The following is a 13,953-nucleotide window of genomic DNA, read 5'->3' as shown; positions in this document are numbered from 1 at the left end:
AGACAAAAAGAAAGACCCGCACCGAAGGGAGCGGATCTTGAGATGTCTTTACAGTACGCGCGTACGTCCCGCGTAAACGATACCTTTGTCAGAATCCAAGGTCACGAGACCGCCATCCTTGAGGACCTTCGTCGCTTCTTTGGCGCCGACGATCGCAGGGATACCAAGGTTGAGGGCTACAATCGCAGCATGAGAGGTATAGCCACCCTCCTCGACGATGAGGCCACCGGCCTTCTCGATATAGTCCATCATATCGATATCCGTAGAAGTCGATACGATAATGTCGCCTTCCTTGAACTTGGCCTTCAGCTCGTTCGGTGTATCGGCCACACAGATCACGCCCGTGGTCACTTTCTTGCCCATACCCGTTCCCTTGATCAGGATTTCACCAACGAGGTGTACCTTCATCAGGTTCGTTGCACCGGCGATGCCCACGGGAACACCAGCGGTGATGACAACGAGGTCACCCTTCTTGATGTAACCATGCTGACGGGCAAGCTCTACCGCGTTGTCGAAGATCTCATCGGTGTTGTTGGCCTCGTCCATCAGGATCGAATGGATTCCCCACACCAGGGCCAGCTTGCGCCGAACTGCTTCTGACTGTGTAGCGGCGATCACCGGAGCCTTTGGTCGGAGTTTCGATACTTTGCGAGCCGTGAAGCCCGAAGCCGTGGCGGTGATAATTGCACTCGCCGCTAGATCGAGGGCCGTCTCACAAGTAGCATGGCTGACCGCATAGGTCACGCCGCTCTCGTCAATCATCTTGGACTTATGATCGAGGATTTCTTTGTAGTTCAAAGCACCTTCTGTCGCTTCTGCGATTACGCTCATGGTCTTCACCGATTCAACGGGGTATTTACCCGCAGCGGTCTCACCTGAAAGCATGATGGCATCGGTGCCGTCGAAAATCGCATTAGCCACGTCCGTGGTCTCGGCGCGTGTCGGTCTGGGGTTGCGGATCATGGAGTCCAGCATTTGGGTGGCCGTGATGACGGGTTTGCCCGCAGCGTTACACTGCTCGATCATGCTCTTTTGCACCAGTGGTACCTGTTCGGTGGGGATCTCCACACCCAAGTCACCGCGGGCAACCATGAGACCATCGGAAGTCTCAAGGATCTCAGCCAGGTTGTCCACACCCTCTTGGTTTTCGATTTTTGAGATGATATGAATATCGTGCGCATTATTGTCTTCAAGAATCTTACGGATCTCCATGACATCGGCGGACTTACGGATAAAGGATGGGGCGATGTAGTCCACGCCCTGCTCGATACCAAAGAGAATATCCTTCTCATCCTTCTCCGTGATGGCCGGTAGGTTGATGGCGACGCCTGGTACGTTGATCCCCTTGTTATCCTTCACGGGACCACCGTTCTTCACCATCGTCGTGATCTCGGTCTCTGTGGTGCTCAGCACTTCGAGTTCAATCAGACCATCGTCGATCAGGATCTTGACGCCCGGTGTGACATCCCCCGGGAGACCTGTGTAAGAAATCTGGCATTTCTCGCTATCCCCGAGATAATCTTCTGAGGTCAGGATGAAGGTTTGTCCTTCTTTGAGCTCCACCACATCTTCCTTGAACTTGCCCGTTCGAATCTCAGGGCCTTTTGTATCGAGGAGAATCGCTACTGGCTCACCCAACTCTTCACGGACTTCGCGGATCATCTTAATCCGCTGCAGGTGTTCTTCATGGTTCCCGTGGGAGAAATTCAGTCGTGCGACATTCAAACCGCTCTTGACGAGCTCAGTAAATACCTCTTTACTCTCGCTCGCGGGTCCGATCGTACAAACGATTTTCGTTTTCTTCATGCGTTTAGTCAACTCCTATACTCTCACTCTTCATGCGGGATCCGTGCCCTAGATGGACAGGATCTTGGTCAGATCATACAGCTCGCGGTTGAAGTTGCTCGGTGCTGCCAAGGCTTCGGCGAGATCTACATCGATCACGTCGTTTCCACTGACACCGAGAGCTCTCCCCTTTTTGCCTTCACGCAGAAGCTCTACCGCCCTTGCCCCAAGGCGGCTGGCCAAAATGCGATCGTTTGGTGAAGGGGTTCCACCACGCTGTAAATACCCGATGATACTCACGCGGGTATCGATCCCTGTTTTCTCCTCGATGGCCTCCGCCCAATCATAAGGACGGCCGATACCCTCGGAAAGAAGTATGATATTGTGCAATTTCCCGCGGTTTTTCCCCTGGATCAATTTGCGACAGACATCATCACATTCCATGGGGTCCTCCGGGACTATAATACTCTCCGCGCCACCGGCCAAACCGGCGTACAGAGCAATATCACCACAGTGGCGACCCATGACCTCAATGATATTCGCTCGGCCGTGAGCCGATGAAGTATCGCGAATTTTCCCGATGGCGTCGACTACGGTATTCACCGCCGTATCGAAACCGATCGTAAAATCCGTGTAACCGAGATCATTGTCGATGGTTCCGGGAACACCCATTACAGGAAATCCCCGTTCATGTAACTTGATGGCCCCCCTGAAGGAACCGTCTCCACCGATGACCACCAGTCCATCGATGTTAAACATCCGGAGCATCTCGAAACCTTTGTCCTGGCCTTCTTCTGTCTTGAACTCTTCACAACGGGCCGTGCGCAGCTTAGTACCACCGCGATGGATAATATCTCCGACCGAAGCGATGTCCATATCGTGGATGTCTCCTTCCAGCAGCCCCTGGTAGCCACGCTTGATGCCTGAAACTTCCAGGCCGTGGTAGATGGCAACCCTGACCACTGCACGGATGGCAGCGTTCATACCGGGTGCGTCACCGCCGCTGGTCAATACGCCGATTCTCTTCAAATTGGTTCAACTCCTCATCATATAAACACATTATGCCCATTCTAGTTCACTATACTAATTTTAAGCGATTTACGTCCTCCTTGCAAGAAATGAGGGGGATTTCGTCATTATAACGAAAAACCCCCAGCTTATTTGACTTTGACCGCATCCGCACCGTAGGTTGCGCGCAGTCTTTCCAAGAGCTGGCGATCGAGGCGAACCCCGTCCTCCCTCTTGAGATCGAAACGTCTACCTGCCGCCTTGTCGTAGACGACCACCGGTGTCTTTCCCCGGTGCTGGCGTGTGAGCTCTCTATACCGACTCAGGGCTCCCGGATCAAATCCGTCGATACGCAGATAGAGACGGCGCGTTTTCTTGTTTTCCGTCCGCTTTCTACTCAGACCCTGAACGCTCACTTCATCCAAGGGCAGGATCGAATCCACGATTAGCTTCGGGGGATTGTTCTCGTTGATATCCAACTGTCCCGTCACGACCAACTGCGCGTCCTTCTCCACCAGCGAGACAAACTTCTGGTAGGTCTGTGGAAAGAGAAGTAAATCCAGCGTATCCGATAGATCCTCCAGGGTCGCATAGGCCATCAACCGACGATTCTTAGTCGTCTGCTCACGCACCTCGGTCACGAGTCCCGCGGCGGTAAAACGGGTGCGATCTGCCACCGTCCCTTCTTCAGCGGACTCCTTGAGCTGCACGTGGGTCATCGTGACCACACTCTCGATCAGCTCTCTCCTTCCCTCCAGAGGATGCCCGCTAATGTAGACACCTAACATCTCTTTCTCAAAAGAAAGCAGATACTGTTGGTTCATCTCCGGAATCTCCGGAAGAGAGATTGCCAGATCATCGGCTACATCTGAGGCTGTGAAGAGCGATAGCTGGCCCTTGGCATTACGTCTGCGTACATTGTAGACATCATCGAGGGCCTTTTGGTAGATGGCCAGCAGCTGGCTACGCTTGGCACCCGAGAAATCGAAGGCACCCGCCTTGATCATGGACTCAACGGCCTTTCTGTTCAAATCCTTGACCTCGAGCCGTTCGATGAAATCAAAGAAATCACGAAAGGGCCCCTTCCGCTCTCTCTCCGTGACCAGTCCTCCGATCACACCCTTGCCGACGTTCTTGATCGCAGCGAGCCCGTAGCGGATCGCCCCTTCCTCCACACTAAAATCAGCGAAACTGTGGTTGATGCAGGGACGGCGGATCTCGATGCCCAGGAAGCGGCAGTTCTGAATGTACTGGCCGAGCTTGCCGTGGCTGCCCATAACGCTCGTCATCAGCGCGGCCATGAAAGCCACGGGATGGTGGGCCTTGAGATAAGCTGTCTGGTAAGCGATCATGGCGTAGCCGGCGGCGTGGGACTTGTTAAAGGCGTATCTCGCGAAAGCCATCATATCATCGTAGAGGGCGTTGGCCACATCGCGGGGAACCCCCCTCCTGAGGCAGCCGTCGACGATCACCCGTCCCTCCTTGTCGGTCTGCCCGTTCAGGAAGATCTCACGCTCGCGGGCCATTACTTCGGACTTCTTTTTGCTCATGGCCCTGCGCACGAGGTCGCTTCTGCCGTAAGAGTAACCGGCCAGATCGCGAACCATGCGCATAACCTGCTCTTGGTAAACCAAGATTCCGTGCGTGACCTTGAGGATCGGCTCGAGCAGCGGATGTGCATAGTGCACGCTCTCGGGATGATGTCGATTCTCCAGGTAGGTGGGAATCGACTCCATGGGTCCCGGCCGATAGAGACTGATTCCCGCGATGATATCTTCAAAGCGCTCCGGCCTCAGCTCTTTCATGAAACGGATCATCCCAGCGCTCTCCAGCTGGAAAACCCCCAGCGTATCGCCGCGTCCGATCAGTTCATAAGTCGCAACGTCATCGAGAGGGAGCTGCTCCAGATCGATCCTAGCTCCCTCGGTCTCTTCCACAATCCTGAGCGTGTGCTGGATGACCGTCAGGTTACGCAGACCGAGGAAGTCCATTTTGAGCAGACCCAGTTCTTCGAGCACGTTCATGGAGAACTGGGTGGAGACGATACCGTCGTGCAAGTAGAGCGGCACATGGTGGTCCACAGGTTCCTTGGCGATCACCACGCCCGCTGCGTGGGTTGATGCATGACGGGGCATTCCTTCTACCGAGCGACTGATGTCGATCAGACCGCGCACCGGTTCTTTTTCCTCGTATAGCTTCTGCAAACGGGTGTTGATCTCTAGTGCGCGGTCGAGGGTGATACCCAGGGCAAAGGGAACCTCTTTTGCAATCCGGTCCACCTGTCCGTAGGGTAGATCCATGACACGGCCCACATCCCTGATGGCGGCGCGGGCCGCCATGGTCCCAAAGGTAATGATCTGGGCCACATGGTCCTCACCGTACTTGTCGATCACATAGTCGATTACCTCCTGACGCCGATCATCTTGGAAATCAATGTCGATATCGGGCATGGTCACGCGCTCGGGATTCAGGAAACGCTCGAAAATCAGATCGTAGCGAATTGGATCCACATCGGTGATGCGCAAACAGTAGGCGACCAAGGAGCCTCCGACACTCCCCCGACCGGGCCCCACGGAAATGCCTTGAGATCGGGCGAAGCGAATGAAGTCCCAAACGATGAGGAAGTAATCCTCATAGCCCATATCGCCGATGACCCTCAGTTCTTCATCCAGCCGCTCACGGTGTTCTCCCATAACGGGATCGTACCGCTTCTCCAGTCCCTCTGTACAAAGTTTCCTGAGCATCTCGGCACTCGTGGTTTCTCTCGGCACCTCGAACTTCGGCAGGTGCATCGCATTGAAATCAAAATCAAAGGCACAGGCCTCGGCAATCTTGATCGTATTCTCGTAGGCGCCCTCGAAGGGCGCGAGGAGATCGGCCATCTCCTCTGAAGACTTCAGATAGAATTGATCGTTTGGAAATCGCATGCGGTCTTTTTCCGTCATGCGCTTTCCCGTCTGGATACAGAGAAGTGCATCGTGTACATAGGCATCCTCGCGCTCGAGGTAGTGCACATCGTTGGTTCCGACGAGTGGAATCTGGAGCGCCTCGGATAATCTCACGAGACCCCGGTTTACCTTTTTTTGCTCCCCGAGACCGTGGTCCTGGATCTCTAGGAAAAAACTGTCGGGATCTGCGATCTCCTTCAACCGCTGGGCCAGTGCCCTTGCCTTCTCCCCTTCATCGAAGAGCAGGTGGCGCTGGATGTCACCCGCTAGGCAGGCGCTCAAGATGATCAATCCCTCGGCGTGATTTTCCAGTAGCTCATAATCGATCCGCGGTTTGTAGTAAAAGCCCGTTGTGAACCCCTCGGAAACGAGTTTGATCAGGTTGCGGTATCCCGTCTCATTCTTGACCAGGAGCACCAGATGACCGATTCGCGATTCATCCCGAATCTGACGGTCAAAGCGACTGCTCTCGGTGGTGTACACTTCACAGCCGATGATCGGCTTGATCCCAGCTGCACGCGCTTTTTTGTAAAAATCCACCACACCGAACATCGTCCCGTGATCGGTGATGGCCACGGCATCCATCCCCCTCTTTTTCAGGGTTTGAAATAGATCATCGGTCTTAGCAAAACCATCGAGGAGACTGTACTCCGTGTGCAGATGCAGATGTACGAAGGGCTTCACTCTGCACCGCCCAACCCTTCGACGATGAGCCCTAGCACTGCGTCCTCGGTCGAAGGATCCAAGGAATCTAGAGCCACACCGAGCAGTTCTTCAACGTCCGGTGCCCCGCGTCCCACGCGCACACGTTTGATCGGTTGGTACGCCTCCCCAAGGGCAACATCACTATTGATCACGGGGAGTTTTCCCCAATTACGGGGTTGAAGCATATCGGCCTGCACCGTTCCCGATAACATTGTGTCGATGACCACCATGGCTCCAGATTTATTGGTGCTGTTCATGGGGATCACGGCGTACAGAGCTTCGCCAGTGCTTCCCTCGGAAAGAACAAAGGCACGCGCATCCATGGGATAACGATCTTCACCAACCATTTCATCCACCCGGTCCAGATCCAGGGCATAGGTAAAGAGTACTTCACCCGCCCGAAAGAGACGATCGATGGTCTCCATGTCGACAAAGGTACCCTCAGCCACGGGATGGAGCATTGGTTTTAGCGCGCGAAGTGTACCGAGATTCGGTTCAACCAAGGCTGCTAGCTCTCCCTCTTCCCTTGCCCGTACGAGGTTCTCCGTTCCCAGTGTCCCCTGAAGATAGGCCAGGTAAAAATGGCTACCCACGGGATCCATGGGGTCAGGTAGCAGAAACTGCCCACGGCTATCCGCAATCGTTTCAAAGAGCGAGGCGTAGGACGAGGGCGGTTCGTAGGTTCTTTCCTCATCATAGACCATGTAGAAGCGCGACTGGTTGATGGGCACGATGGCACCCGGATTCTCCGTGTCACCCACGCGCGCGAAGAGCGCGTCCTTGGGATGGATATTCTCCTGGTATTTCGGTAGTTTGGAAAGAAAATCACCATACAAAAGCTCTTCACGCAGCATCGCTTCTGCGGTGGGGCCATCAACGATCATCAAATCGTAAGCCCCCTCGCGCTGCTCAACGTCACGATCGACGATCAACTCGCTATGCGCTTCCTTTACAGATGCACCGCGGAGTACCAGGGTGATTTCCTGGGTGCTTGCCATCTGAGCCGCGAGTCCCCCGGACAACCAGCTTTCCCCCGGTTCACCGATACTCGAGACGAGCGATACTTCCGTATCGCGCGCACTGTCCACGACCGCCTCCCAGGCTTTGGACTGCCCTTCTGTCGCCAGCTCCCCGCTACAGCCGGTGAGCAACAAGAGGCTCAGGGATAAGGCTATGATTCTAAAAAACATTCTGCTTCCTCCTTCAGCGACGTTTCGTTGCTACTTGAAAAAGAGACCGCTAACCAGTAGCGGTCTCCCCGTCGAGATCAATGCGGTAGATTCCCACGTTCCGATTGACGCCCAGATCGATGAGATAGGGGGTCTCGGGTACCGAGTCGTCTCCCTCGCGAATCACGCGTACTTCCGGTGTGAAACGGCCTCTCCGCGTGACGATACCATAACAACCGTTGGTCAGGTACAAGCGCGTACCCTCCGGGTAGTAGCCCATCAGTTGCCAGAAACGCTTGATGAGCGATCGGTCGAACTTGACACCGCTGTTCACCGCCAAGTAGCGCATGGCATGGTATGGATTCATGGGACGATTGTAGACCTTCACGCTGGTGATGGCATCAAATACATCCACCAGACCGACGATCTTAGCGTAAACAGGAATCTCATCCGCCCGGAGTCCGTCGGGATAACCGCTGCCGTCCACCCGCTCGTGATGGTAGCGCAAGATCTCTCGGCTTTCTTCGGACATCTCCAACTGTTCTGCGACCAGGTCGTAGCCGGAAGTGGTGTGGGTCTTCACGAGCGCGAATTCCTCTTCCGTTAACTGCCCTTTTTTATCCAGCACATCCACGGGGATCAACGTTTTGCCGATGTCATGCAGGATTGCCCCGATCCCCAGTTCACACAACCGTTCTTTATCGTAACCGAGGTAGATACCCATCACAAGAGCGAGCACCGCGACGTTCACAGAATGCTCGTAGATGTAACGGTGTTCGTCGAGCATGGTGTGCAGGCTCAGGACAATCTCCTCTTTATCAAAAATATCAGCGATGATCGCTTCGATCGTCGCCGCAACGGCCTTGAGATCCAGTGGACCATCGGCCGAAAGCTTCCCGAGGGTCATCTCCATTTGCGCTTCCGCATGGCGGCGCGTTTTTTCCTTGAGAAACCGTAGGTCCGGATGCCGTAGCTCCGATTCTACCGTGGGCTCTCCCACGATGGTCACGGATAGGCTCCCAAACCGGTGCAATTTCTCGATGAGAGCGGCCGTCAAGGTCACGCCGCTGGCGATCAGCTCTTGACCCTCACCATCGAAGACCGGTCGGGCCAATACGTCACCCGGATTCAGATGTTCAATTTGAACCTGTACTATCGTGGTCATCTCGACCTCCCGTATGCCAATTATAAATTCTCCAGACCCTTGTCCAACAGTTCTCGGATACCCTCCATGGCTTCCTCTTCATCGAGTCCATCGGCGATAACCTCGATGGTCTCCCCCTGACTGATCCCAAGGGCCAAGATCCCCATGATGGATTTGCCATCGATCGATCCGTTTTGACAGCGGATCTCGATATCGGCATCGTACTTATTGGTCACTTCCACGAACTTCGCCGCAGCGCGTGCGTGTAATCCGATCTTATTGGTGACCGTCATTTTCTCTTTAATCATGATGATTCCTCCCTATCTGCTGCCCCTCGGCAATCTTCTCGATTTTCTTCAGGCGATAGTTCACCGCTGATTTCTTAAGTGGTGGATCAAATTCCTCGCCCAGTTCGGTCAAGGTCGCGGTCGGTTGCTCGAGCCTGAGCCGCGCGATCTCCCTCAGCGATGCCGGCAGACTCTCGATGCCTTGGTGGGCATCGATCGTGCGAATGCTCTCAATCTGCCGTTCTGCTGCATCCAATGTTTTGTTCAAGTTTGCCGTCTCGCAGTTGACGATCCGGTTCACCGAGTTCCTCACCTGTTTGACAATACGCACGTTTTCGAAGGACAACAGCGTCTGGTGTGCCCCCATCACGTTCAACAGGTCCACAATCTGGTCGCCTTCCTTCAGGTACACGACTGTGTTGGCCTTCCGTGTAACGGTCTTGGCCGTCAGCTCGTAGGTGTTGTTGATCAAATCCTTGAGGCTCTCTGCGTACTGGGGATGGTGGGTGTTGAACTCCATGTGGTAGGCCCGCTCGGGATCGGCCAGCGACCCACCCCCGAGGAAGGCGCCCCGGATGTAGGCGCGCTTGCAACAAGCCTTCTCTACGATAGACACTGGAATGGTCTCTGCGAGACGGTAGTAACCGCCGCTGTCATCCAGAATCCCGAGGGCCGTCAGGATCTCTGTGGCATCCTCGAGCACGACGCGGTACAAATGCCCGTTTTTCATGAAGTGGTTCTCCTCCACCTGGATCTCCGGTACCCGCCGCAAGCTCTTCTTCATGAGTGTGAAGACAAGGCGTGCGATGGCTGCGCTCTCCGTGGTGATCAGGATATCCGTCCGCCCCTTGCCCTTCATCTCGATGGTCCCGGACACATGGATCATGGCCGAGAGCTGAGCGATCTGACAACACCGCGGATCGGAAACCAATCGGGTCAGTTCCTGTTTAGTTGTTGAGGAAAAGGACATGAATCATCCCTCCAGCATATGCATGGCTTCAGCTAGGATCTCTTTTTCGTCATCGTACTTGGCCATGTCCATCACCTTGTCCATGGGGATGAACATCGCTTCTTGGAAACCCTCTGCCCGCTGCGGAAGCGGGTGGGTGCTCAGGGCGGTCATAAGGTACCAGTGAACACGCTTATCGATCACACGATTTTTAGACCAGTAGTTTTTAAACTGGTAGCGGGTCTCTCCTATGTAGTTCACGAGCATGGCCTTGATGCCAGCTTCTTCCTTGACCTCACGTAGCGCCGCCTCTTCTGTCGACTCCTTGGGCTCCACCTTTCCCTTTGGCAGGACCCAATCGCCGTTCATCTTCTTGAGCATGAGAATACTGTTGCCAAGGACAACGACACCACCAGCGCTGATGATCTTTTTCACTGGGCTCACTTCCCTTATGCGTTCTCCTATTCAGTATACCATATCTGAGAATGATTGTTGAAAAAAGTAGATACGAACTACCACGTCCTCCCGTTCAAATTTAAGGGTTTCTCCCCATTTTCGCGTGATAGGATCAGGTGGCAGAGAAAGGAAGGAAAGCCGTGAAAAGAATTCCCTATCATCATCCTTATCCTTACCTGATCGCCACGCTTCTTTGGTCTTGGTCATGGTACGCCCTCCTCTATTTCTTTCAGTGGCCTTGGTCTGCCTTCCCAGGCGCACTCCCCATGACGATCGCAGGACTTGGCCCCGCTTTGGTCGCCTTGTCCTTTCTCTTCCTAGAAGGCGGCGACGAGCTGGTAGGTGATCATTTGAAAGCTTGCTTCGATCCGAGGGGGGGCTCCCGACCGAGTCTCTTCATCGGCCTGCTGGCTCTCCTCACCCTATCCCTTCTACCAGCCCTGATCGCCCCGGAAAGACCCGACCCACTTTTCTCACCTGGGATAGCCAACTTTCTATGGATCGGCTTGGTCTTCGGCGCCCTGGAAGAGGTGGGGTGGCGCGCCTACGGCCAGCGCGCCCTCGAGGACCACCATTCTCCGCTCGTCGCTTCGCTCATCATAGGTATCGTCTGGGGATTCTGGCATCTACCGCTCTTCTTCCTGAAGGGGACCTACCAGGCGGGGATCGGACTATGGTCCACCGCAGGTATTGTCTTTTTCAGCGCTCTTGTGCTGGCCAGTCCACTTTACGCCTGGCTCCAGCGCTTACCCAGATCCACCCCTTTTGTGGTCTTGCTGTACCACGGTGGAGGCAATGCGGCCAGAGAAGTCCTCCGCGATGCCCCCCCCCTTGCCGCCCTGCTTGTCGAGGCCATGATGACCTTCCTCGTCCTTCACTTCTTCGGACGAAATCTCTTGTGCGAGCCCGCGTCAAAAAAACAACAGGGACACGTCGGATGACGTGTCCCTTGTGCTTTCTCTTTTACTCGATGGGCTTCAGGCGGGCCGTGAAGTGACGGAGTACCTTAGGCTCATAATCAAAGGTGAAACCCTTCAGTGAGTCGCGCTCTTCGAAGACTTTGATCACAGCGTCGGCCACCACGTCCATGTGGTCGTTGGTGTACACGCGTCTCGGGATCGTCAGGCGCATCAGCTCCAGCGGCGATTCCAAATGCTCACCCGTATCGGGGTCCCGTCCGAGGAGGAAGGATCCGATTTCCACGGGGCGTACACCGGACTCGATGTAAACGGCGTTACAAACAGCCTGGGCCGGGAACTCGTGGTAAGGGATATGAGGTGCGATCTTCTTACAGTCGACGAATACCGCGTGTCCACCTGTTGGGTACTGGATCGGGATACCCGCTTCTCTCAGTCGGTCTCCGAGGTAGGCCACCTGCCCGATGCGGTAGGCGAGATATGCTTCGTCAAGACCCTCTTCAAGTCCCACGGCCAAGGCCTCCATATCACGACCGGAGAGACCGCCGTAGGTTGGGAAACCCTCCATCGGGACGATGGTGGATCGGCATGCCGTGTAAAGTTCCTCGTCATCCATGATCCCGATCAGTCCACCCATGTTCACGAGGCCATCTTTCTTGGCACTCATCATGAATCCGTCGGTATAGCTGAACATCTCCTGGGAAATCTCTAGGATCGACTTGTCGGCGTATCCTTCTTCGCGCTGCTTGATGAAGTAGGCGTTCTCCGCATAACGGGCTGCATCCATCATCACGGGGAGATCGTACTTCTTGGCGATCTCTCGTACCGCACGGATGTTGGCCATGCTCACGGGCTGTCCACCGGCCGAGTTACAGGTGACCGTCACCACGACAGCGGCAACATTCTCAACACCCTTTTCCTCGATGGTCGATTCGAGAAGGGCCAGGTCGAAGTCCCCCTTGAAATCGTCGTACGTTTCCGTATCGAAAGCCTTGTCATCGATCACGTTGATCGCGCGTCCACCGGCGATCTCCACGTGGGCCTTCGTGGTGTCAAAGTGCATGTTACTGATCACGTAGTCCCCGTGTTTTTTAATTAGGTTCGGGAAGACCACCTGCTCGGCACCGCGTCCCTGGTGCGCCGGGATGATGTACTTGCATCCCGTGATTTTACTCGCCATCTCCTCGAGCCGGTAGAAGCTACGGCTTCCCGCGTAACTCTCGTCACCCATCATCAACGCCGCCCACTGGCGATCGCTCATGGCACCGGTTCCGGAGTCTGTCAGGAGATCGATGTACACATCTTCACCCTTGAGGCTGAAGGGATTGTGCCCCGCTACCTCCAGACGCTTGATCCGCTCTTCGCGGGGGATCTGGTGGATCGGCTCCACCATTTTGATTTTGAATGGTTCTGCGATTCTCTTTGCCATTTTCTAATTCCTCCTCAATGTGTGGTTGGGGACTTTTTTGAAAGCGATCGCCTCGCAAATCCCAATGTCATTCCTTCTGAGCTATCCATACAACCGGACATTGAAAGACGGTCCGTGCATCTATAGTATACACGAACCGTCAGAGAATTAAAATAATTTTGTATACGTGCTTCACTTTTTGTAAAGCTTGGTCGCCGGTAGGTCCACAACCCGCCGGGCGATCGCCTCGGCATCGTGACGGATGTAGTGCTTGACCACCTCTGCGTAGGGACCCACGAGGGGGCAAACGCCATTTTTCTTGAAGGCCGCATCATCCGATTCGGTGAAGCGGACAGGATAAGAGTTTTCCTCCGCGTAGAGGGCGAGGACGTCCTCGGGGAGCGATCGATTGTTCACGATGACATGATCAAAGGGATTCGAACCGATGTGGTCAACGACCACCTTCATGTGGTCCCAGGCACCGAAACCATCCGTTTCGCCCGGTTGGGTCATCACGTTGGTGATGAATACTTTCTTGGCATGGGTCCGCTCGAGTGCGGTCACCAGTTCGGGCAAAAGTAAATTGGAAAGCACGCTGGTGTACAGGCTCCCGGGGCCCACGAGCACCACATCGGCCGCTGCAATCTCCTCAAGCACTTCGGTGAGGACCGGCGCATCGGCCGGAATCACCTCGAGCCGTTCGATCCGCGCCTTTCGACATTTCACGGCGCTGGGAATTTTTGACTCGCCCTCCACAACGCTACCATCGGAGAGGTGGGCTGCCAGGCGGAGATCCGTCAGGGTGACGGGGAGCACCTTGCCGGTCACCGCCAACACGTCGTTCATCTTGCGGATCGCCTCTTCGAAATTCTGACTGATACCGTTCATAGCTGCGATGAAAAGGTTCCCGAAGCTCTGTCCCTTGAGACGCCCCTCGGTGAACCGATACTGCATCAGCTGCTCGATGACGGGCTCCGTATTGGCCAGCGCGATGATACAGGCACGGATATCTCCCGGTGGCAACATACCGAGGTCCTCCCGGAGCACACCGCTACCGCCACCGTCATCGGCCATCGCCACAACAGCGACGAGATCGTAACTCACTTTCTTCAGACCGGAAAGCAAGATCGATAGTCCCGTTCCCCCTCCGATGGCCACGATCTTTAGATTGTCCACT

The 13,953-nt window shown here is 55.0% G+C and carries 11 protein-coding genes; 1 reads left to right on the top strand and 10 read right to left on the bottom strand.

Annotated features, from left to right (window positions below; genetic code table 11):
- Positions 1-48 precede the first annotated feature (48 nt).
- The 8 genes from pyk to ACULM0_RS12385 all read right to left on the bottom strand — a co-directional run bounded on the left by pyk (position 49) and on the right by ACULM0_RS12385 (position 10,430).
- On the bottom strand, positions 49-1,806 hold the full coding sequence (gene pyk, locus ACULM0_RS12420; RefSeq protein ID WP_463677854.1) for a pyruvate kinase: 1,758 nt from the start codon (positions 1,804-1,806) through the stop codon (positions 49-51).
- 48 nt (positions 1,807-1,854) lie between these two features.
- Positions 1,855-2,814 carry a 6-phosphofructokinase gene (gene pfkA, locus ACULM0_RS12415; RefSeq protein WP_463677853.1) on the bottom strand — a complete coding sequence of 320 codons (960 nt, stop codon included), beginning with the start codon at positions 2,812-2,814 and terminating at the stop codon, positions 1,855-1,857.
- Positions 2,815-2,942: 128 nt separating this feature from the next.
- On the bottom strand, positions 2,943-6,425 hold the full coding sequence (locus tag ACULM0_RS12410) for a DNA polymerase III subunit alpha (RefSeq protein WP_463677852.1): 3,483 nt from the start codon (positions 6,423-6,425) through the stop codon (positions 2,943-2,945).
- Positions 6,422-7,636: a hypothetical protein gene (locus tag ACULM0_RS12405; protein ID WP_463677851.1), complete on the bottom strand. Its 1,215-nt coding sequence runs from the start codon at positions 7,634-7,636 to the stop codon at positions 6,422-6,424. Before ACULM0_RS12405 ends, ACULM0_RS12410 begins: the two co-directional genes overlap by 4 nt.
- 49 nt (positions 7,637-7,685) lie before the next feature.
- Positions 7,686-8,780, bottom strand: a complete 1,095-nt coding sequence (locus ACULM0_RS12400) for an HD-GYP domain-containing protein (protein WP_463677850.1) — start codon at positions 8,778-8,780, stop codon at positions 7,686-7,688.
- Between the two features lie 20 nt (positions 8,781-8,800).
- On the bottom strand, positions 8,801-9,067 hold the full coding sequence (locus ACULM0_RS12395) for an HPr family phosphocarrier protein (RefSeq protein ID WP_463677849.1): 267 nt from the start codon (positions 9,065-9,067) through the stop codon (positions 8,801-8,803).
- Positions 9,060-10,016, bottom strand: a complete 957-nt coding sequence (gene whiA, locus ACULM0_RS12390; RefSeq protein WP_463677848.1) for a DNA-binding protein WhiA — start codon at positions 10,014-10,016, stop codon at positions 9,060-9,062. Before whiA ends, ACULM0_RS12395 begins: the two co-directional genes overlap by 8 nt.
- 3 nt (positions 10,017-10,019) lie before the next feature.
- Positions 10,020-10,430, bottom strand: coding sequence for an NUDIX hydrolase (locus ACULM0_RS12385; RefSeq protein WP_463677847.1), 411 nt, complete (start codon positions 10,428-10,430; stop codon positions 10,020-10,022).
- Positions 10,431-10,591: 161 nt separating this feature from the next.
- Between ACULM0_RS12385 and ACULM0_RS12380 the strand changes: the two genes are divergently transcribed.
- Entirely contained in the window at positions 10,592-11,392 is an 801-nt protein-coding gene (locus ACULM0_RS12380) for a CPBP family intramembrane glutamic endopeptidase (RefSeq protein WP_463677846.1), read from the top strand.
- A gap of 22 nt (positions 11,393-11,414) precedes the next feature.
- Here ACULM0_RS12380 and ACULM0_RS12375 read toward each other — a convergent pair whose 3' ends face one another.
- Together ACULM0_RS12375 and ACULM0_RS12370 are read right to left on the bottom strand one after the other, a co-directional pair.
- Positions 11,415-12,797: a tryptophanase gene (locus tag ACULM0_RS12375; RefSeq protein WP_463677845.1), complete on the bottom strand. Its 1,383-nt coding sequence runs from the start codon at positions 12,795-12,797 to the stop codon at positions 11,415-11,417.
- A 171-nt stretch (positions 12,798-12,968) separates the two neighbouring features.
- Complete coding sequence (locus tag ACULM0_RS12370) at positions 12,969-13,952, bottom strand: gluconeogenesis factor YvcK family protein (RefSeq protein WP_463677844.1); 984 nt, start codon at positions 13,950-13,952, stop codon at positions 12,969-12,971.
- Position 13,953: the final 1 nt, after the last annotated feature.

It is taken from the genome of Halotolerantifilum yawarlongkerapense, assembly GCF_054506745.1.
This window is presented reverse-complemented; position numbering and strand designations above follow the sequence as displayed.

Bases quoted from the DNA above. Each gene is read 5' to 3' on its own strand.
- pyk (WP_463677854.1), bottom strand. From the start codon at position 1,806: ATGAAGAAAACGAAAATCGTTTGTACGATCGGACCCGCGAGCGAGAGT.
- ACULM0_RS12405 (WP_463677851.1), bottom strand. From the start codon at position 7,636: ATGTTTTTTAGAATCATAGCCTTATCCCTGAGCCTCTTGTTGCTCACC.
- ACULM0_RS12400 (WP_463677850.1), bottom strand. From the start codon at position 8,780: ATGACCACGATAGTACAGGTTCAAATTGAACATCTGAATCCGGGTGAC.
- ACULM0_RS12395 (WP_463677849.1), bottom strand. From the start codon at position 9,067: ATGATTAAAGAGAAAATGACGGTCACCAATAAGATCGGATTACACGCA.
- whiA (WP_463677848.1), bottom strand. From the start codon at position 10,016: ATGTCCTTTTCCTCAACAACTAAACAGGAACTGACCCGATTGGTTTCC.
- ACULM0_RS12375 (WP_463677845.1), bottom strand. From the start codon at position 12,797: ATGGCAAAGAGAATCGCAGAACCATTCAAAATCAAAATGGTGGAGCCG.